This window comes from Actinoallomurus sp. CA-142502 (assembly GCF_050936355.1).
In the GTDB taxonomy this organism is placed as follows: domain Bacteria; phylum Actinomycetota; class Actinomycetes; order Streptosporangiales; family Streptosporangiaceae; genus Actinoallomurus; species Actinoallomurus iriomotensis.
The window spans coordinates 1064688-1084804 of the sequence record NZ_JBNJMY010000001.1; the positions used below are offsets into that span (position 1 = coordinate 1064688).

The window sequence follows — 20117 nt, forward strand, 5'->3', positions numbered from 1 at the left end:
CGGATTCTCGTGAGAGCGGAATTCTCCGCCCTCACAAGAACCCTTCTCATTGATCTTTTAACGCTCAGGTGGCCGAAGTGGCCTGCGTCACTCGCCGAGGGTCACGGGGAGGGCGGTGAGGCGCCACGTGCCCGGGTCGGGAGCGCGCAGTTCCTCCGGTTCCGCGGCGAGTCCCAGTGACGGGTGGCGGCGCAGCAGGGCGGTGAGCGCCACCTGCGTCTGCACGCGGGCGATCGAGGCGCCCACGCAGAAGTGCGGTCCGTGGGCGAAGCCCAGATGGCCGTACGGCCCCTTCGGGCGGGTGACGTCGAGGCGTTCGGGGTCGGTGAAGACGCGCGGGTCGCGATTGGCGGCGGCGACGGCGGCGGTCACGGCCTCGCCCGCGCGCACCCGTACGCCGCAGAGTTCGACGTCCTCACGCGCGTAACGCGGGATCGACAGCAGCGTCGGTCCGCACCAGCGGATGAGCTCCTCGACCGCGCCGGGCATGAGGTCCGGGTCGTCGCGCAGCGCCTCGCGCCGGCCGGGGTGGGTCAGCAGGGCGACGACGGCGTTGGCGATGAGGTTGGCAGGAGTCTGGCCGGCGATGACCAGGTGCCAGACCAGGGTCACCATCTCGGCGTCGGTGAGCCGGTCGCCGTCCTCGGCCTGGGCGGTGATGAGGTCGGCGAGCAGGTCGTCACCCGGTTCGGCGCGGCGGCGGGCGATCGCGGCCTTGGCGCCGTCCATGATGCCCGGGATGGCCTCGGCGAACTCGCCGCCCGCGCCGGCCGCGACGGTGGCGCCGTACGCACGCCAGCGCGGCCGGTCGGAGCCGGGGACGCCGACCAGCTCGCAGATGACGTCCATCGGCAGCGGGCGGGCGAAGTGCGGCAGCAGGTCCACCGTCCCGTCCGCGGCGGCGTTCTTCTCCACGTCGTCGAGGAGCCGGTCGACGATCCGCTCGATCCGCGGCCGGAACTCGGCGGCCCGGCGCGGGGTGAACGCGGGCGCGACCAGTTTGCGCATCCGGGCGTGCTCCGACCCGTTCAGCTCGGACATGGTCCGCATGTAGGGCAGGCAGTCGTCGGGGACGCCGGGCCGCATGAAGCTGTCGGCCCGGATCTCCAGGCGCGGGTCGGCGAGCATCGCGCGCGCCGCTTCGTGGCGCGTCACCACCCACCACGGCGAGAGGCCGGGGATCCGGAGTCGCGCCAGGGGGGCCTGCTCACGGACGCGCCCGTACGCGGCGAAGGGGTCCCGGACGACCTCCGGGTCACTCAGATCGATCTCCGGCATCTCAGATGCTCCCATCATAGGTTCACAACATCCAGATGATGACGGTATCCCGATGCCGCGCGGGCGGCAACGCCCGGCGATGTGGCAGTGCTCCACGGTCACCGATGAGGTCGGCGCCGAGCACGACACGGCGTTCTGGAAGAGCCTCTCCTCCTGAAGCGGCCCCGGCATCGAGCCGTGGGGGGCTTCACATATGTGGCGGTCAGCCGTGGAGCGCCAGATAGGGCGCCAGCCCGACGAGGCTGACGATGAGGGCGTACTTGAGCGTGGGGGCGGGCAGGCGGCGGGCGATCATCCAGCCGAGGAGGACTCCCGCGAGTTCGGGCACGCCGACCAGGGCGGCGAGGGGCCAGTCGATGGCGCCGGCGGTGAGGTAGCCCAGCGTGCCGACGCCGGCGATGACCACGGACTGGACCTGGGCGGCGGCGAGGGCGGACAGTACCGGGGCGCCGAGCGTGACCAGCAGCGGGACGGCCAGGAGGGGGCCACCGACGCCGACCAGGCCGCTGGCCGCCGCGACACCGAAGCCGAGCGCCGCGACCATCCCGGTGCGGAGGTGGTGGCCGGCCGGGTCGGGCCGCGGGCGGCGGTCGCGGTACCACACCAGCGCGGCGATGCCGGCGGAGAAGACGCCGAGCACGATGCCGAACGCCCTCCCGGAGACGACGCTGTTGATCAGCACACCCAGCGGCGTGCCGGCGACGGCCGCGGCGGCCAGTGTCAGCGCGGTACGGCGGGTGTGCGGGTCCCGCAAGTGGCCGGACCGTGTGTACGCGGCGGTGGCCAGCGCGCCCGTCGCGACGTGGGTGACGATCGCGGTGCCGGCGACCTGCGCCGGGGTGAGGGCGGTCAGGGCGAACAATCCGATGGTGGCCAGCACCCCACCGGGGCCGATCGCGGTGATCCCCACTCCGGCCGCCAGCCCGAGCACGGCCAGCGCGATCAGCGTGGGCGCCTCCAGGCCGCTCACCGGGAGATCACCGTACGGGCGCACGGGAACACCACGACAGACCTCCATGAAGGGTCGGCGACGACGGGTCAGGGCGCCGAGGGTGCGGCGCCGCGGTGCAGAGTGGCCTGCAGGACGAGCCGGTCCGCGCGGATGTGAACGGTCTCGGCGTCCACGGGACGCCCGTCGGCCAGCCGGGTGAGCCGGTCGATGGCGAAGACGGCCGCCCCGGCGGGGATGCCCAGCAGGGCCGCGGTGTCCGCGCCGGCGGTCGTCGCGTGCACGGCCACGTCGGCGCGGCCCAGCGGCTGCCCGCTGATCCGCTCCAGCAGCACGAAGACGTCCTGGTCGGTCAGCTCGCACTCCAGCAGGGGGCGGCCGAGGTCCAGGGGCAGGTAGGTGGCGTCCAGCGAGAGGGGTTCGCCGTCGAGCCGGCGGAGACGTTCCAGGTAGACCGCGCCCGCGTCGGGAGGAAGCTCCAGCCGGCGCGCGACGGCGTCCGGCACGCCGGCGACCGGGTGAGCGGCGCGCACCTCGTTGGTGATCGTGCCGCGCCCGAGGAGGGTTTCGGCCAGCCCGGACAGCCGGTCGAGGCTGTGGCCGTAGCGCTGCTGGGCCACGACCGTGCCGACTCCGCGCCGCCGGGTGATCAGCCCCTCGGCGCGCAGCAGCCCGAGCGCCTCCCGGATCGCGTTGCGCGAGGCTCCCAGTTGCCCGGCGAGCGTGTGCTCGTCGGGCAACCTGCCACCCTCGAACGCCTGGCTGGTGATCTGCTGCCGCAGCACGTCGGCCGCCCGCCGCGCCCGTTCGGCGCGGGGCCGGGAGGACACCCCGTTCTCCATGGCCCCCGACCCTAGCCGCGCCGCATTACGCCAGAGTTACGCCACCCAAGTTGACCTGCACAAACCTGTGACCATGAGGTCCCAGGACGAGGGCGAGGAGTTCCGCCACCCGTCGTCACCGCTCTAGGCGCGAGTCGCCTCATAGTCGGGGAGTGCGGCCGGGACGGCTGGAGTCGCCGGGCGCATGGTGAGGACCAGGACGGCCAGCCCGGCGAAGAGGACCGCGCCGACGACGCCGGTGACGTGCAGGCCGGCGGTGAACGCCTGCCGCGCGCTGTGCAGCAGGGCCGCGCCCTGGCCGGCGGGAAGGTGCCGGCTGGCGGCGACCGCGCCGGCCAGCGAGTCGGACCTGCCGTCCATGCGGCTGCGGTAGACCACCGCGGCCACCACTCCGAGCAGCCCGAAGCCGAGCGAACCGCCGAAGTAGTTGCCGGTCTCCGACATGGACGCCGCCGAGCCGGCGCGCTCCGGCGGTACGGACCCGACGACCATCCCGGTGCCCAACGCGAACAACGGGCCGGTGCCCAGCGCCAGTACGGCGATGCCGATCATCACCAGCGGCAGGTCGCCCGTACCGTCGACGCCGACCAGCAGCAGGCTGCCCAGCGCCGACGTCACCAGCCCGCCGGCGATCGCGGTCGTCTGCTTCATCCGCCGGGCCAGCGCCGGCGCGGCCATGGTGCCGACCGCCACGCCCAGGCCCATCGGTGCGAACAGCACCGCCGACGCGAACGGCGAGAAGCCCAGCACGCTCTGGAGGTACTGCGTCACCAGCAGGCCCGTACCGGCCATGGCGACGCCGGCGAGGACCAGCCCGACGAGTACGGCCGTGAACGGGCGGTTGCGGAACAGCCGCAGGTCCAGCAGCGGCGTCGCCATCCGCAGCTGCCGGCGGACGAACACGAATCCGATGGCCGCGCCGACGATGAGGGCCGCCGCCGGCACGACCGGCGCACCGTCGACGGTCAGCTGCTTGATGCCGTAGACCATCAACAGCACCGCCACGAGCGACAGCCCGACGCTGACCAGGTCCAGCCGGCCGGTCTGGTCGCTGCGGAACTCCGGCAGCAGGACGGGCCCGGCGAGCACCAGCAGCACCATCGCCGGTACGGCGGCCAGGAACACCGATCCCCACCAGAACTGCTGGAGCAGGAAGCCGGCGAGTACCGGCCCGATCGCGCCGCCGGTGAACTGACAGGTCGCCCAGATCGCGATGGCCTTCCCCCGCTGCTGTTCGTCGCGGAACATGTTGGTGAGCAGGGCGAGGGTGGACGGAGCCAGGGTCGCGCCGGCGACGCCGAGCAGCGCGCGCACGATGATCAGCATCAGCGGGTCGACCGCGAAGGCGGCCACGACCGACAGCACCGCGAACGCCGCCGCGCCGATGAGCAGCAGCCGCCGGCGGCCGATCCGGTCGCCGAGCGTGCCCATCGTGATGACCGTGCCGGCCACCAGGAATCCATAGGCGTCACTGATCCACAGCTGCTGGACGTTGGTGGCCCCCAGGTCGGCACTCAGCCGTGGGAGCGCGAGGAGCAGCGCCGTCGTGTCCATCGCGACGAGCAATGTCGGCAGCATGAGGAGGGCCGCTCCCAGCCATGCCCGGTTGATTCGCATATCCAGAACTCCCTGTCGTCTCGAGGTTCACCGGTTGGTCGGAGCGGCCGAGAGCTTCTTGACATCGGTACGGTGGAAATTCCTGCGTCCGCCAGGCGAGACGCGGTGAGGGCGATGCGATGAAAAAAATCTCGGCGGCGATGTCAAGACGGCGACGGCGGCCCCGACCAACCGTCGAAGGGCCCGGACGGGGCCTGCGAATCACAAGGAGCACGAGATGAAGTTCTTGATCAGCATGCACATCAACCCGGCCGTGCTGGACGCGCTGACCGACGAGGAGAAGGCCGCGATCGGAGAGGGCCACGGCAGGTTCATGGAGGCGCTGAAGGAGTCCGGCGAGATGATCACCACGCAGGCGCTGGTCGACCCGTCACAGGCCGCCGTGGTGTCCGTCCGCAACGGCCAGCCGGTGGTGAGCGACGGCCCTTTCCTGGAGGCCAAGGAGTTCCTGGGCGGGTTCTACCTGATCGACTGTGAGAGCAAGGAGCGGGCGATCGAGCTGGCGGCGCAGATCCCGGACGCCGCGATCGAGGGCCTGGGAGTCGAGGTGCGCCAGGTGATGTTCGCCGACGGACAATTGGAAGCATGACGGCTCCATCGATCGAGGACCTGCTGCGTGAACTCACGCCGCAGGTCCTCAGCACGTTGGTACGACGGCACGGACAGTTCGAAGCCTGCGAGGACGCCGTGCAGGAGGCCGTCCTCGCCGCCACCGTGCAGTGGCCGGCCGAGGGCGTGCCGGACAACCCACGGGGCTGGCTGGTGACGGTCGCGTCCCGGCGGCTCATCGACCAGATGCGCAGTGAGCAGGCGCGCCGTGAGCGGGAGGCCGCGCAGGCCACCGAGGTGGAGCCCGGAGAGGTGCCGGACACCGACGACACGCTCGTCCTGCTCTTCCTGTGCTGCCATCCGACGCTGACCGCGGCCTCGCAGACGGCCCTGACGCTGCGGGCCGTCGGCGGCCTGACCACGGCCGAGATCGCCCGGGCGTTCCTGGTGCCGGAGGCCACGATGGCGGCCCGGATCAGCCGCGCCAAGCAGCGCATCAAGGCCGTCGGCAGCTCGTTCAGCCTGCCGGACGGCGCTGAGCGCGAGGAGCGGCTACAGGTCGTCCTGCACGTGCTCTACCTGATCTTCAACGAGGGCTACACCGCCTCCTCGGGCAGCGAGCTGCACCGCGCCGACCTCGCGCGCGAGGCGATCCGGCTGACCAGGATGGTGCACGCGCAGCTGCCCGAGGACGGCGAGGTGACCGGGTTGCTCGCGCTGATGCTGTTGACCCACGCCCGCCGGGAGACCCGCACGACGGCGGCCGGTGACCTGGTGCCGCTGGACGAGCAGGACCGTACGAAGTGGGACCGCGGACTGATCGACGAGGGGCTGGAGCTGGTCAAGACGTCGCTGGCCGGCCCGGCGCTGGGGCCCTACCAACTGCAGGCGGCCATCGCCGCCACGCACGCCGACGCGGCCACCGCCGAGGAGACCAACTGGCCACAGGTGCACGCCCTCTACCTGATCCTGGAACGGATCGCGCCCAACCCGATGGTCACCCTCAACCGGGCGATCGCGCTCGCCGAGACCGAGGGCGCGCAGGCCGGGCTGTCCCTGCTGTCCACACTGGACGGTGACGAGCGGATGGCCGAGCATCACCGGCTGCTGTCCGTACGGGCGCATCTGCTGGAGAAGATCGGCGACACGGCCGGGGCCTACGAGCACTACCGGCGCGCCGCGAAGGCCACCGCCAGCATCGCCGAGCAGCGCTACCTGGAGTCCCGGGCCGGCCGGGTGCGAACCTGAATCCGCCCGCCACCGGTCACAGGACCCGCCGGGCGCCCGGAAGGCGGCGCAGCGCCGCCGCGAGCGGGAAGGCGGCGAGCACGGCGGTTCCCGACACCACCACCCAGGCGACGAGCGCGGACGGCCGCCGGTCGGCCAGCGCGTATTGCAGGATCACCACCACGGGGAGATGGACGATGTAGACGGTGTACGAGCCGGCGGCCAGTTCCCGGCGGAGCGGGCCGGTGCCGCCCAGCGTCTCGCGGAAGAGCGTGAGCAGCCCGACGCACAGCGACACGCACAGCGCGCTGTCCACCAGCGCCCACAGCGCGGCCGGCCAGGTGACGCCGCCCGCGCCGAAGCACGAGGCGTCCGATCCGACGGCGAACAGCACGGCGGCTCCGCCGAGGCCGCCGGCCAGCCAGACCCATCCCGTACGGGCGGGGAAGCGCTCCAGCCAGCCGTACCGGTCGGCGAGCACGCCGAGGATGAAGAAGGCCGCGTACTGCGGCACCCGGGCCGGCTCGACCTGAAGGAGGTCGAGCACCGGCACCCAGGTGTCCAGCGGGTAGTGGATCCGGATGACGTACGTGGCCGCGGCCACCGCCAGGGTGAGCAGGACCAGCGACCGGTGGCCGGGGACCGGTCGCGCCGGGCGGGCGCCACGGCGACCCCGCGACAGCAGCCGGGCGGCCTGGCGGCACAGCAGGTACAGGAGGCTGTAGGCGAGCAGGTTCTGGATGAACCACAGGTGGCCGAACTGCAGGTCGGGCCAGCTCGGCCCGCTCCAGTCCGCGGGCCGGTCGCCCAGGCCGAGGTAGACGTCGGCGAAGTAGCGCGGGTAGGAGATCGGCGGATAGCCGCGGTAGTGCCGGTAGTAGGCGTACATCAGCCCCGGCACGATCGTCAGCGCGCCGACGACCAGCGGGACGCCGAGCCGGAGCAGCCGCCCCCGGAAGAAGGTCCACCCGCCACGGCGGTCGTGGGAGCCCGGGACGAACACCGCGGACACGAAGAAGAAGAGGCTCATGAAGAAGGCGCCGTCCAGGGCGGACAGCGTCGCGAGTATCCCGCTGCGCGGCTGGTCGCGGACGTACCACCAGTCGGCGGGGCCGTACGCCTGGGCGGCGTGGTGGAGGACGACGAGTACGGTCAGCGCGACGCGGAGGTTGTCCAGCCAGGCGAGGCGAGGGCGGACCGCCGATCGCGGCGGCGCTTCGGTCGAGGTGTACATGCGTTCACGTTAGTAAACAGCTGTACACCACGCGCTGGGGTCAACCCTAGCTTTCCTCCTCCGGGTGGCCGTAGAGGCCGCGCAGCAGCAACCGCTGGTTGGCCGCGCTGCGGCGGGCGAGGACCTCGGGCGCGAACAGCGGTTCTTCGAGGTTGGGCCGCATCACCGGCTCCAGCAGGAGCGGACCCAGCACCAGGAACAGGATCTGGAACGGCGCCCACTCGTCATCCGGCGGCGTCTGTCCGCCGTGCGCCGCCGATAGCCGCTCCAACTCCCGGCGGGCGCCACGCAGGAGATGCCCGAACAGGACGGAGCCCGTGCCCCCGTCCTCCAGCAGGGCGTGCCGCAGGTAGCCGCGCAGCACCGGATCCGAGCCGAACAGCCGGGCGGAGACCTCGCCCAGCGAGGTCATCAGGTCGCGCTTCTCCGCCCCCTCGGCCGCGAGCCCGCGCAGCGCCTCGGTCATCTGGTCGAGCACGTGCTCGTCGACCGCGGCACGCAACCCCTCTTTGGAGCCGAAGTGTCGCGTCACCAGCGCCGGCGACAGCCCGGCGGCGGCCGCCACCGCACGCGTCGAGGTCGCCTCGAACCCGTGCTCGGCGAACAGCTCCAGCGCCGCCTGGCGCAGCCGCGCTCGTCCCGTCAGATCAGCCTTCGCCGGCGCCCGCATGCCCGCAGATTATCGGCTGCTAGACCACCGGCCGGCCGTCGGACAGGTTCGGCGGCAAGTACATCGTGACGGCCGGGATGACACTGCCGGCCGCCGGCGTTTCCAGCACCACCCGGCAGATCGGCGGTGTCCTTGGCACCGCCGTGCTGGGCGCCCTGCTGGCGGCCCGCCTCTCCTCCGTCTTGCCCAGAGAGGCCGAAAAGCGCGCCGGTCGGCTACCGGAGAATCTGCGGGGCCCGGTTCATCGACGACACCACCGCCGCCGCGCGACACTACGGTCCGCCCACGCCGCCCGGCGGCCTGAACCCCGCCACGGCCGGCCTGTACGAGCGCGTCACCACCGGCACCTTCGCCATCGGCTTCGTCAACGCCATGCAGACCACCCTCGTGCATGCGCCGTGGTCCTGTTGGCCGCCGCCCTGTTCTGTCTCCTGTTCAGCCCGCAGGAATAGGAGTGAATCGGCTTTCACCGGCGCCGTAGATCATCTGCTGGTGACGGGAGGTTCCGGGGTCGGCCGTGACTCCGCCGGCGGTGGCGCGGGCGTGGCGGTCGACCTCGGACGGGCGTCGCGCGAGCGGCGGCCCAGACGCCGTCCGAGGCGCTGGAAGGGCACTTCGACATAGCGGTAGGTCAGCGTGCTGGCCCCGATCAGCACGAGGACGAAGACGAGGAGACGAAGCACGTCGTCGTGGTCGGGTGTGCCGCCGAGCTGGTCGGAGACCATCAGCAGCACGGGATGGAGGAGGTACAGGGAGAAGCTGATCTTCCCCAGCCCGGCGAGCCCACGAGGAATGCGGCGGTGCCGCAGCGCCCACCCCGCCGCGAACGTGACGCCCGCCAGCACGATCGACCAGGTCCAGTAGGCGCCGAACGCGTCCGCCTGCGCCTCCGACATGCTGACGTCGGCGTGCCATACGGCCGCGGCGACGGCGCCGGCCAGAACGAGGGCGGTCGCCGCCGCGGCCGTACGCCGGCGGATCTGGCCGTGCTCGGCGCGGTAGAGGACGGTGCCGGTGAACATCACCGCGAGGATGGCCAGCCCCTGCCACGCGCCGACCCGGCTGTTCACGCTGACCAGGGTGAGGGCCAGCGCGCCGCCGAGCAGTCCGCCCGCCGTGCGCAGGGCCGGCCGGGACGAGACGGCCGCGAGGACGGCGGCGGCCATGGTCAGCGCGGCGAGCGCGACGATCGGCCCGACGCCTGCTCTCGTCGACAGGGCGGCCATCGGCAGCAGCCCGCCGGCCACCACGGCGCCGGCCACCAGCACGACGGCGACGGGCGCCGAGCGCCGGTGCGCGCCGACCACGAACAGCGCGACGACCAGCAGGTAGAAGGCCATCTCGTACGACAGCGTCCACAGGACGTTGATGACGTTCGGCACGGCGAGCACGTCCTGCAGCATCGTCAGATGCGCCAGGACGGCGGTCGCGGGCCGGTACTGCTCCAGCCCGGCCCGCAACCCGCGGACGCCCAGCAGGAACGGCAGCACCGTGATCACGCACGCGACCGTCAGCAGCGGGTAGATGCGCAGCAGCCGGCTGATCCAAAAGCCCCGCACCTGACCGTGCCGTTCGAGGGACGCGGGAATGATGTAGCCGCTGACCAGGAAGAACACCAGCACGCCGTACAGGCCGGGGTCGAACCACAGCCGCAGGCCCGCGCGCCATCCGGGCGTGAAGTAGTAGGTGGCGTGGTGCAGGGCGACGACCATCGCGGCGATCCCGCGGAGCAGGTCCAGCCAGACCAGGCGCTTCGGCCCGCCCGCGGCGGCCGGCCCGGCGCGACGGAAGGGGCGGGAAAAGACAGGAACTCGGCTCATCGGCGGCGTTCCCGTCAGTGGGGGTTGGCGGTCAGCAGCTCGCTGAGCAGGTCATCGAGGCTCACCAGGCCGACGAAGGGGTTGTCGGCGGTGGCGACGACGGCGAGCTGGGCGCGGGCGTTCCGCATGGTGGTGAGGGCGTCGAGCACGCCGCAGTCCGGAGGGAGCGTGGGAACGGGGTACATCATGTCGGCGGCGCGCCCGCCCGCGGTCGGACCGGTGACGGCCTCGCGTACGTGGAGCATGCCGGCGATGCCCCGGCCGTCGGCGCGGACGAGGATCCGGGTGTGCCCGTGGTCGGCGGAGGTACGGCGGATCCGCTCGGCGTCGGCGTCGGCGGGCACGGCGGCGACGTCGTCCGCCGGGACGACCAGGTGGGTGATGGTCGCCTCGTGCGTGGCGATGGCCCGGCCGAGAAGGGCGTGCTCGGCCCGGCCGATGAGGCCGAGGCGACGCGACTCGGTGATCAGGTGGGACAGGCGTTGCGGGTCGGCGTGAGAGTCGGCCTCGGCCGTCGGACGGACGCGGACCAGCCGCAGCAGCGCGTTCGTGACGCCGTTGAGCGCGGCGATCAACGGCCGGGCGACCCGGGTGAAGGCGCGGAAGGGCACGGCGAGCGTCCGGGCGGAACGCTCGGGGTCGGTGATGGCCCAGGACTTGGGCACCATCTCACCGACGACCATGTGCAGGAAGGTCACGACGGCCAGCGCGACGACGAACGCGATCGGATGACGTACCGCCCCGGGCGCGCCGACGGCCTCCAGCGGCGGGTCGAGGATGTGCTCGAACGCCGGTTCGGTGACGGCGCCGAGGCCGAGCGAGCACATGGTGATGCCGAGCTGGGCGCCGGCGAGCATGAGGGACAGTTCGTCGATCCCGGCGACTGCGGCCCTGGCCGTACGGCTGCCGCGGGCGGCGTCGCGTTCGAGCCGTACGCGCCGGGCGGCGACGAGCGCGAACTCCGCGCCGACGAAGAACGCGTTGCCCGCCAGCAGCAGGATCGTGATCGCGAGGGAGGCCGGCAGGTTCATCGGCTCTCCTCCCGCGCCGTGGTGAGCAGACGCATCGCGATGGTGCGGGGCACGCGCCGGCGGACGCTCAGCACCTCGAGCTCGGCGTGCGACGGCGGACCGTGCCGCGGCTCCACCTCGACCTCGACGCGGTCGCCGACCCCTGGCAGCCGGCCCAGATGCGCCATGAAGAGCCCGCTGAGACTGTCGTAGGCCGGGTCGTCGGGCAGCGCCAGGCCGGTGACGTCGCGTACCTGGGCGATCCGCAGCGCGGCCGGCAGCCTCCAGACGCCCCCGGCCGGGGTCGGGGCGGGCATCAGGGCGTCGTTCTCGTCGGCGATCTGGCCGACGAGCTGTTCCGCGATGTCCTCGAACGTCAGGATGCCGGCGAGCCCGCCGTACTCGTCGACGACGGCGGCGAACTCCTCGTGCGCCTCGCGCATCCGGCCGAGGACGAGGTGCAGAGGGACGGTCGCGGGCAGCAGGAGCGCGGGACGTACGAGGTCGGTGACGAGCCGGTCGTCGGAGGTGCCGGGCGGCGCGATCTCCCGGACCCCGGCGATCCCGATCACGTCGTCGATGTCGCGGTCGTAGACGGGGTAGTTCGTGTGGCCGGTCTCGGCGATCAGCTCCTTGAGACGGCCGACGGTGGCGTCGGCGGGGACGGCGACGACGTCGGGGCGCGGCACCATGACCTCGGCGGCGGTGCGCTCCCCGAAGGTCAGCGCGCGTTCCAGCAGCACCGACAGGTCGGCGGGGATCCGGCCGGACCGGTGCGACTCGCCGATGATGTCGCCCAGCTCGGTCAGCGTCGCCCCGTGCGAGAGCTCTTCGACCGGTTCCACTCCGGCCAGGCGCAGCAGCCGGGTGGAGGCGGTGTCGAACAGCCGGATCACCGGCCCCGCGATCGCCAGGTAGGCCAGCGTCGAGGCGGCCAGGGCCTTGGCCAGGGGTTCGGCGCGGGTGAGCGCCAGGTTCTTGGGCAGAAGCTCACCGAGGACCATCTGCACGATGGTGGCCAGGACGAAGCCGAGGGCCAGCGCGGCGGGACCCGCGGCCGTGTCCGGCACGCCCAGCCCGTCAAGGACCGGTTCGATCAGCGCCGACGTCGCGGGCTCGGCGATGAACCCGACGACCAGCGCGGTGATGGTGATGCCCAGCTGCGCGCCGGACAGCATGAACGACAGCCGCCCCATCACGGCCAGGGCGCGCCGTGCCCGCGTGTCGCCGCGCCCCGCGTCCGCGGCGAGCCGGGCCCGGTCGGCGGTGACGAACGAGAACTCCTGCGCCACGAAGTAGCCCGTGGCGACGGTCAGGGCCAGCACTGCGGCGAGCCCGGTCAGCGCGCTCAGCATGACCCGGTCCCGGGTCTATGACCGGGGTCCGACGAAGCGGACACCGAACTCCTCCTGTCCAGAGCCGTTCGACGGCGGAGCGGCAGGTGATTCCTTTGCAGCGTACCGCCGTGAGAGCTCATCCTCGCAGGTCACCAGGCCCCGGGGGTGTCGAGCAGTCCGGGGAGGGACCGCACGCGGGGGGCCATCTGATCAGCGTCGCAATTTATTGTACGGTTGCGCAACTGTTCAAGCGTCGGGCGTCGACGCCCCCGGGCCGGCTCCCTCCTCCGCCCACCGGCGAGCGTGGTCGGGGCAGGATGGATCAGGTGACCAACGCGAGAGACGAAATGTCGAGTGACCTGCCGGGGCTGTGGGATCAGCACTGCTGCCTCCCGCTGACGCCCGATGCCGACGTCCGCGACCTCCTGCGGTTCCTGGAGATCGGAGCGAGTTTCGTCTCCGTCAACGTCGGCTACGCACCGAATGACGCCGGCTCGACGCTTGCGATCCTCGAGTCGTTCCGGCGGCAACTCTCCGCCGACCAGCGTTTCGTGCTCGCCGGATCGGCGGCGGACGTGGTCACCGCACAGGAGTCCGGCCGGCTGGCCGTCGCCTTCGATCTGGAGGACGCCAACCCCCTCGACGGCCGGCTCGACATGGTCGAGCGCTATCACCGGCTGGGGGTCCGGACGCTGGTTCCCGCCTACAACTACCGGAACGCGGCTGGATCAGGATGCATGGACGCCGACGATCAGGGCCTGACCGCGTACGGGCGAGCGATGGCGCGAGAGATGAACCGGGTGGGCATGGTCGCCGACGGTTCGCACTCCAGCATCCGGACCGGGCTCGACCTGTGCGAGGTCTCCACCGGGCCGGTCATCTACAGCCACACGTGCATGCGGTCGGTCTGGGAGCACGAGCGCAACATCACCGACGAACAGGCCAGGGCCTGTGCCGCGACCGGCGGGGTGATCGGCATCACCGGCGTGGGGATCTTCCTCGGTCCCAACGACATCAGCCTCGATGCGCTGCTCCGCCACGTGGAGTACGCGGTCGAACTCGTTGGACCGGACCACGTCGGCATCGGCACCGACTACCCCTTCGACATCGGCGATTTCAACCGCGAGTTCACCGAGAACGCGGACCTGTTCCCCGAGAGCTACACGCGCTGGGGGCCGATTCGTTTCGTCGAACCCGAGACGCTGTCCCCGCTCGCGGCCGTCCTCGCCGACCGCGGCTATCCCGACGAGGCGATCACCGGCATCCTCGGCGGCAACTTCATGCGCGTCGCACGTCAGGCATGGAACCCGCGGGAGTAGACTCAGACTGCCTTGCGTCGATCTTGTGCCACAGCGCTTTCGCCGCGCTGATCAGGACGCAGTACAGGGCCACGACGAGCGTCAGCGACAGCAGGCAGAACCCCGGCAGGGAACGCATCGCCAGCGGTGCGGCGAGCGGGGACAGCGGCAGGCAGGTCGCGACCGTCGTGATGGCCACCGTGCCCGCGAACACCGGCAGCGCCGCGCGGTTGCGGTGGGACGGTGGGCGGCGGTCGCGCAGGAGGTGGACGGCCGCCGCCTGGGTCAGCAGGTTCTCGAAGAACCAGCCGGTGTGGAACAGCGCCTGGGCGGCCGAGCCGGGATGGCCGCCGGTGACGTGCAACAGGATCGCGAACGCGGTGAGGTCGGCCAAGGTGTTGGCCGGGCCCAGGAGCAGGACGAACCGGGTGAGACGGCGGGGGTCGAAGGTCTGCGGGCGGCGGAGGGCGCGCCGGTCGACGTGGTCGAAGGCGAGCGGGAGCAGGCACAGGTCGAAGCACAGGTTCTGGACCAGGATCTGCATCGGCAGCATCGGCAGGAACGGGAGCAGGATGCTCGCCGCCAGCATCGACAGCACGTTGCCGAAGTTCGAGGAGATGGTGATCTCCAGGTACTTCTTGATGTTGCCGAACGTGCGCCGTCCCTCGGTGACGGCCTCGGCCACCGCGTGCAGGTCGTCGCCCAGGAGCACCACGTCCGCCGACTCTCGTGCGATGTCGACGGCGCTCTCGACGGTGATCCCCACGTCGGCGTCCCGCAGCGCGCCCGCGTCGTTGACGCCGTCGCCGAGGAAGCCCACGACGTGCCCGGACGCCCGTAGGGCGCGGACGATGCGGGCCTTCTGCTCCGGGTCGATGCGGGCGAAGACCGTGGTGCGCGCGGCGAGTTCGCTCAGCACCGGCTCGTCGAGGTCGGCGATCTCCTCGCCGAGCACGGTACGGCCCGGGGCGATGCCCGCGTCCCGGCAGATCCGCGCCGCGACCAGCGGATGGTCGCCGGTGAGCACCTTCACGGCGACGCCCCGCTCGGCCAGGGCGGCCAGCGCGGCGCGGGCGGAGTCCCGCGGCTGGTCGCGGAAGCCGACGAACCCGACCAGCGTCAGGTCCTGGTCGGGCGCCGGCCGGAACGGCCGGCGGTCGGCGATGGCGACGGCGAGCATCCGTACGCCGTCGGCGGCGTGGCGGTCGGCGAGTTCGCGCAGGCGGCGGTGGTCCGCCGCGCTCATCGGCAGGTCGTCGCCGGCCACGCGCAGGCGCGTGCACTGCGGCAGGACCTGTTCGACCGCGCCCTTGGTGATGAGCGTCTCGGTGCCGGGCCGGTGACCGTGCCGCACCACGACGCTGCTGCTGCGGCGCGCCGCGTCGAACGGGACGGCCTCGGTGGCGATCCAGCCCTCCGTGGGCACGCCCGCCTGTTCGGCATGGGCCAGGAGGGCCTCGTCGAGGTCGTTGACCGGCGAGGCCTCCTCGGTCTGGGTGGTGCCGACACTGTTGATCGCCGCCCACCGCAGCACGTCGTCGTCGGGGCGGCCGTACGGGTCGACGTGGCACTCGATGCCGAGCTGGTCGTGGGTGAGAGTGCCGGTCTTGTCCATGCACAGCACGCCGACGGCGCCGAGGTTGTGCAGCGCGGGCAGCCGCTTGATGACCACTTTGTGGCGGAGGCCGGCCTTGGCTCCCCGGGCGAGGGCCGTGCTGACCATGACCGGCAACATCTCCGGCGTCAGCCCCACCGCGACGGAGATCGCGAACCACAGCGCGGCGAGCCGGACCCCGTGCACGCCGGCGTTCACGGCGAACACCAGCGGCGCGCACACGAGCATCAGCCCGATCAGCGCGCGGGACACGCCCTTGACGCCACGGTCGAACGCGGTCTCGGCCCGGCGCGGGGCCAGCTGCGCGTGCATCGCGCCGAAGTAGGTCGACCCGCCGGTCGCCATCACCACCGCCGTCGCCGTTCCGGCGCTGACCGTGCTGCCCATGAAGCCCAGCACCGGGCAGTCGAAGGTGCCCAGGTCGCCGTCCTGCTCCCGGTACGGCGCGCCGGTGCCGTACGCGGCCTGCTTGACCACGGGGACCGACTCCCCGGTCAGCACCGCCTGGTCCACCCGCAGGTCCGTCGACCGCAGCACGCGTACGTCGGCGGGCACCATGTCTCCCGGGCCGAGGCGCACGACGTCGCCGGGGACGAGCTGATCGACCGGGAGCTCCCGCGCCACCGGCGGCGCCTGCGCCGACGCGCGGCGTACGACCGTGGCCGTGGTGACCACCATCGCCCGCAACGTGGCGGCGACCCGGTCGAAGCGGTGTTCCTGGCGGACCTGCAGCCAGCAGCTGATCAGCACCATGACGCTGATCACCGTGGTCGCGCCGTATGCGCCCAGTGCCGCTGACACGGCGCCGAGGACGTACAGGATCATCACGAACGGGTTCGTGAGCGCGCGCAGGACCTGGGGTGCCCGGCGCGGCCGTCCCGTCCCGGTGATGACGTTGTCGCCGTAGTGTTCGAGCCGGGCCTGGGCCGCCTCCTCCAGGAGGCCGCGCGGTCCGGTCTCCAGCCGGCGCAGCACCTGGTGCACCGGCATCGAGGCGAAGTCGGCGAGCCGGCCGCGCACGGTGGGCAGCCGAGACGCACCGGCCGCGCCGGCCGGTGTGGGAAGGGCGGCGAGAGGCTCAGGCGCCGACGCCACGACGGCGCCTCGTGCCCGCGGTCTGGTCCCTCATCCGGTCGACCATCTGCCGCACGATCGTCACGATGTGCGGGTCGTCGACGAGGTAGACCTGGTGACGTCCCTCGCGGCGGGACCGGACCAGACCGGCGAGCTTCAGCTTCGCCAGGTGGTGGCTCACCGTGGGCACGGTGCCGCCGACCTGCGCCGCGATGGTGCCCACGTCGCACTCTCCGTGGGCGAGCACCCACACGATGTGCAGCCGCATCGTCGAGGCGAGCAGACCGAACGTGCCCGCCATGTCCTGAAGCAGCTCGGGCGACAGGTACGGCGGCTCGCCGGTCTCGGTGTCCGCCACGACCCCACCTCCCACGCCCGTGCTGTGCCGGTGACCAGCCTTCCGGAGCGGACCGGAGCGGCGCAACCGGACCGCACGGAGCGGCGGTCCGAATACTTGTCGACTTGTGCAAGTGTCGAAAATAGACTGAACCATCAGCAGGGCGTGACCGTCATAGATAGACGAGATCGTCTTTGCGACACGGGGAGACGGCCGCCGACGGCTCATACGGGTATCAGACCAGCGAGACAACCGAGCACCACGACTCATCGGCGTCGCGACCGCGACGCATCCGAGGACCACCTCAGCAACGTTCCTACGTGTACCGCCTGGCCACCACGAGACTCTGTGAAAGGGGGCGAGTCGATCGTGCCGAGCACTCAGGTGGAGGAGTTCTCCCACCGGTCGTGGGCGGAGCCGCGACCCAGCCTCGCGTGGCGATCCGCCGTGCGACGGCAGCGTAACGTCCGTGCCGCGATGACCTTCTGGATCTTCAACGGCCTGCTCGTCATCGGTGACCTTCTCGAGCACGCCTGGGTCACTCTGTACCGCCGCTGATCCGCTCCGCGGTGCCCGGCGCACCGCGAGTGACGAGGTGACGCGGCCTGCGCCGCTCACCGGCGCCGGCGCAACGACCGGCGAGCACGGCGCAGGCCGCGGCTCTTCAGGACGCGGACGAGGGTGGCGGCGTCCGCTCTCCCGTACCCGCGAGTCCTCCACTGCCGCGTGAAGGGGGAGAACTTGAGCGTCGTGCGTCCCGTTCCACTCGTCGCCCGCGGGACACCGGCGTTCCAGGTCTTCAACGAACTCGCGAACGAGATGGGCCCGCTGCTGAAGGTGGAGTACGCGGCCGTACAGCGCTACGAGAACGACGAGTCCACGATCGTCGTCGGCTCCTGGAGCCGGCACCGCGACCCGGAGGTGTGGCCGGCGGTCGGCGAGCGCGGGCCGCTGCGGGAGGGGAGCATCCCGGACCGAGTGCTCCGGACCGGCCGCGCCATGGCGCAGATCGGGACGTACGACCCAGCGAACGGTTCGACCGTCCGGTCGAGACGGAACCGGCGCATCCGCTCGGCGATCGGCAGTCCCATCGTGGCCGGGGGAAGCGTTTGGGGTCTGCTGGTCGCCTGCTGGGACGGCGGTGAACCGCGGGACGAGGTGGAGGAGTGGATGTACGACTTCGCCGTCCTCGTGGCCACCGCGATCACCAGCAGCGAGAGTCGCGCCGAGCTCACGGCCTCGCGCGCCCGCGTCGTCGCCGCCGGCGACGAGGCCCGGCGCCGCCTCGAGCGCGACCTGCACGACGGCGTACAGCAGCGGCTCATCGCCCTCGGCGTTGAACTGCGGCTCGCCGAGTCCGACGTGTCCCCGGCGGACGAATGCCTGCGGGAACGCCTGTCACAGGCGGTGCGGAGCCTGATGAGCATCGTCGACGACCTGCGGGAGATCGCGCGGGGCATCCACCCGGCGATCCTGTCGCGGGGCGGACTGGAGGCGGCCCTGAACACGCTCGCCCGTCGTTCGGCCGTGCCGGTCATCGTCACCGTGGAGGTCGGCCGGAGACTCGGAGACCGCGTCGAGGTGACGGTGTACTACTCGGTCTGCGAGGCGCTGACCAACGCGGTGAAGCACGCGAACCCGAGCCGGATCGAGGTCGATCTCCGTACGGACGGCGCGGTCCTGCGGCTGTCGGTCCACGACGACGGGGTCGGCGGCGCCGACCCCGTGCGGGGAACGGGGCTCATCGGCCTGCGCGACCGGGTCGAGGCGCTCGGGGGCAGCATGTGCCTCACGAGCCCGCCGGGCCGTGGCACGACGTTCACCACCTCGATCCCGATCGACGCCGGGTTATCCGGGCCGTCCGGGGCCGCGAGCACGGTCAGACGAAGACCCGCCGTGAGACGACGCCGTGCCCGAGCCGGTGGTCGCTCCACAGCTCGAAGCGGTCGCCGGGGCGAAGGAGGTCGAGTGCCTCCTCCTCGGTGATCGTCATGGTGACGACGTGGTGGGTGTCTCCCGCCCGCAGCGGCTCCTGGTCGTCGGTGATGACCACGGCGTTGAAGGCTCTCACGCCTTCCGGCCGGTGGCGGTGAGCCCGTACGACGAGCCTGCGGACGGCACTCGACGTCCGTTCGGTGTCCGGGTCGAGGGTGACGAGCGCACGGAATTTCAGCGACCTCATGTCTCCGTCTCCTGGGGTGTCTCCACTGACGTCCGGATGAACCGGGCCGCGTCGTTCATCGCCTCCCGCGCGGCCGGCAGCAGGCGGTTGAAGGCCTGGAAGACGTGGATCTGGCCGGGCCAGACCTGGAGTTCACATGACGTGCCGGCCTCGGTCAGGACCCCGGCGAACTGCTCGATCTCCTCGCGCATGGCCTCCGCGCCACCCACCTGGATGAGGAACGGCGGCAGTGTCAGGCCGTCGCAGTTCAGGAGCGAGAGCCCCGGACCGGACCAGCCGTGGCCGCCCGCGTACTGCAGTCCGCACCGCTGTGCCACGACCGGGCTGATGAAGGGGTCCCGCTTGGACCGGTCGATCTGTGCCAGCCGCTCGCAGCTGAGGTCCACCCAGGGGGAGAACAGCACGACGCCGGCCGGTACGGGCGTGTCCGACCGGCAGGCCTCGATGGCGACCGCGGCGGCGAGATGGCCGCCGGAGGAGTCGCCGGCGATGACGACCCGTCCGGCCGGCACTCCCTGGTCCAGGAGCCAGAGGTAGCAGTCCATGGCGTCGTCGAACGCCGCCGGGTAGGGATGCTCGGGAGCGAGCCGGTAGCGGGGGGCGAGAACGCGGAGCCCGGACGTCGCCGCCAGCCGCCCGGTGATCACCCGGTGGGTCCGCGGGGAGCAGAAGCTGTAACCGCCGCCGTGCAGGTAGAGCACGACTCCCTCGTCCGGATCGCGGGGGCGGACCCATTCCCCGGTGATCGTGCGCGGGGCCGTCGATCCGGGCCCGCGCGCCGTGGCGCTGAACCGCCGCACCCGGGCACGGGAGTCCGGGCGGACCAGGAGCGCGCCGGTCGCGAAGGCGGTCCGGATCATCAAGGGGGTCATGAGCCGGCCCGGGATGTGATCGAGCAACGGGCGCCATCCGAGGCGCATCATCTCGGTCAGGATCCGGGCCTGCCGGCCCGGGGAAGGAAGATCGACCGCGGCCTGGTCATGGAGGTCCGCCGCGGCCTGGTTCTGGGAAGCGCTCATTGCGCCGCACCACCGATCAGGTCTGCGTGGTAGGGAATGTCCGTGCGGTACTCGGAGCA

At 72.0% G+C, this 20117-nt stretch carries 18 protein-coding genes; 5 read left to right on the forward strand and 13 right to left on the reverse strand.

Annotation, left to right across the window (positions count from 1 at the left end):
* Positions 1-87 precede the first annotated feature (87 nt).
* The 4 genes from ACQEV1_RS05175 to ACQEV1_RS05190 form a co-directional block, all read right to left on the reverse strand.
* Complete coding sequence (locus ACQEV1_RS05175; RefSeq protein WP_433391802.1) at positions 88-1278, reverse strand: cytochrome P450 family protein; 1191 nt, start codon at positions 1276-1278, stop codon at positions 88-90.
* Between the two features lie 202 nt (positions 1279-1480).
* Positions 1481-2248: a sulfite exporter TauE/SafE family protein gene (locus tag ACQEV1_RS05180; RefSeq protein WP_433391805.1), complete on the reverse strand. Its 768-nt coding sequence runs from the start codon at positions 2246-2248 to the stop codon at positions 1481-1483.
* 68 nt (positions 2249-2316) lie between these two features.
* Positions 2317-3069, reverse strand: a complete 753-nt coding sequence (locus ACQEV1_RS05185; RefSeq protein WP_433391808.1) for a GntR family transcriptional regulator — start codon at positions 3067-3069, stop codon at positions 2317-2319.
* Between the two features lie 123 nt (positions 3070-3192).
* Complete coding sequence (locus ACQEV1_RS05190) at positions 3193-4686, reverse strand: MFS transporter (RefSeq protein ID WP_285633015.1); 1494 nt, start codon at positions 4684-4686, stop codon at positions 3193-3195.
* A 217-nt stretch (positions 4687-4903) separates the two neighbouring features.
* Between ACQEV1_RS05190 and ACQEV1_RS05195 the strand changes: the two genes are divergently transcribed.
* Positions 4904-5275 carry a YciI family protein gene (locus ACQEV1_RS05195; protein ID WP_285575335.1) on the forward strand — a complete coding sequence of 124 codons (372 nt, stop codon included), beginning with the start codon at positions 4904-4906 and terminating at the stop codon, positions 5273-5275.
* Positions 5272-6483 (forward strand): RNA polymerase sigma factor, encoded by a 1212-nt coding sequence (locus tag ACQEV1_RS05200; protein ID WP_433391812.1) that lies wholly within the window; start codon positions 5272-5274, stop codon positions 6481-6483. The genes ACQEV1_RS05195 and ACQEV1_RS05200 overlap by 4 nt, the downstream gene beginning before the upstream one ends.
* 16 nt (positions 6484-6499) lie before the next feature.
* On the opposite strand, the gene ACQEV1_RS05205 is transcribed toward ACQEV1_RS05200, so the two are convergent.
* The 5 genes from ACQEV1_RS05205 to ACQEV1_RS05225 form a co-directional block, all read right to left on the reverse strand.
* On the reverse strand, positions 6500-7696 hold the full coding sequence (locus ACQEV1_RS05205; protein WP_433391815.1) for an acyltransferase family protein: 1197 nt from the start codon (positions 7694-7696) through the stop codon (positions 6500-6502).
* A 46-nt stretch (positions 7697-7742) separates the two neighbouring features.
* Complete coding sequence (locus ACQEV1_RS05210) at positions 7743-8366, reverse strand: TetR/AcrR family transcriptional regulator (protein WP_433391818.1); 624 nt, start codon at positions 8364-8366, stop codon at positions 7743-7745.
* A gap of 482 nt (positions 8367-8848) precedes the next feature.
* Positions 8849-10186, reverse strand: a complete 1338-nt coding sequence (locus ACQEV1_RS05215) for an acyltransferase family protein (protein ID WP_433391820.1) — start codon at positions 10184-10186, stop codon at positions 8849-8851.
* Positions 10187-10200: 14 nt separating this feature from the next.
* Positions 10201-11217 (reverse strand): hemolysin family protein, encoded by a 1017-nt coding sequence (locus ACQEV1_RS05220; RefSeq protein WP_285632997.1) that lies wholly within the window; start codon positions 11215-11217, stop codon positions 10201-10203.
* Complete coding sequence (locus ACQEV1_RS05225) at positions 11214-12551, reverse strand: hemolysin family protein (RefSeq protein WP_433391823.1); 1338 nt, start codon at positions 12549-12551, stop codon at positions 11214-11216. The genes ACQEV1_RS05220 and ACQEV1_RS05225 overlap by 4 nt, the downstream gene beginning before the upstream one ends.
* Before the next feature lie 308 nt (positions 12552-12859).
* On the opposite strand from ACQEV1_RS05225, the gene ACQEV1_RS05230 reads away from it, so the two are divergent.
* The gene (locus ACQEV1_RS05230; protein WP_433391825.1) at positions 12860-13852 is read left to right on the forward strand and encodes a dipeptidase; all 993 of its coding nucleotides are present in this window, start codon (positions 12860-12862) and stop codon (positions 13850-13852) included.
* Here ACQEV1_RS05230 and mgtA read toward each other — a convergent pair.
* Positions 13812-16541: a magnesium-translocating P-type ATPase gene (gene mgtA / locus ACQEV1_RS05235; protein ID WP_433391827.1), complete on the reverse strand. Its 2730-nt coding sequence runs from the start codon at positions 16539-16541 to the stop codon at positions 13812-13814. The genes ACQEV1_RS05230 and mgtA overlap by 41 nt on opposite strands.
* Positions 16525-16878, reverse strand: coding sequence for an ArsR/SmtB family transcription factor (locus tag ACQEV1_RS05240; protein ID WP_285632985.1), 354 nt, complete (start codon positions 16876-16878; stop codon positions 16525-16527). Before ACQEV1_RS05240 ends, mgtA begins: the two co-directional genes overlap by 17 nt.
* Positions 16879-17226: 348 nt before the next feature.
* Here ACQEV1_RS05240 and ACQEV1_RS05245 point away from each other — a divergent pair, with 348 nt between their 5' ends.
* Both ACQEV1_RS05245 and ACQEV1_RS05250 read left to right on the forward strand, forming a co-directional pair.
* Entirely contained in the window at positions 17227-17415 is a 189-nt protein-coding gene (locus ACQEV1_RS05245; protein ID WP_285575352.1) for a hypothetical protein, read from the forward strand.
* A gap of 192 nt (positions 17416-17607) precedes the next feature.
* Positions 17608-18843 (forward strand): GAF domain-containing sensor histidine kinase, encoded by a 1236-nt coding sequence (locus ACQEV1_RS05250; protein ID WP_433405845.1) that lies wholly within the window; start codon positions 17608-17610, stop codon positions 18841-18843.
* Here the strand turns inward: ACQEV1_RS05250 and ACQEV1_RS05255 are convergent.
* Both ACQEV1_RS05255 and ACQEV1_RS05260 read right to left on the reverse strand, forming a co-directional pair.
* The gene (locus tag ACQEV1_RS05255; protein WP_433391832.1) at positions 18737-19039 is read right to left on the reverse strand and encodes a hypothetical protein; all 303 of its coding nucleotides are present in this window, start codon (positions 19037-19039) and stop codon (positions 18737-18739) included. The genes ACQEV1_RS05250 and ACQEV1_RS05255 overlap by 107 nt on opposite strands.
* A complete protein-coding gene (locus ACQEV1_RS05260; RefSeq protein ID WP_433391835.1) occupies positions 19036-20058 on the reverse strand; it encodes an alpha/beta hydrolase in 1023 nt (340 codons plus the stop codon). Before ACQEV1_RS05260 ends, ACQEV1_RS05255 begins: the two co-directional genes overlap by 4 nt.
* Positions 20059-20117: the final 59 nt, after the last annotated feature.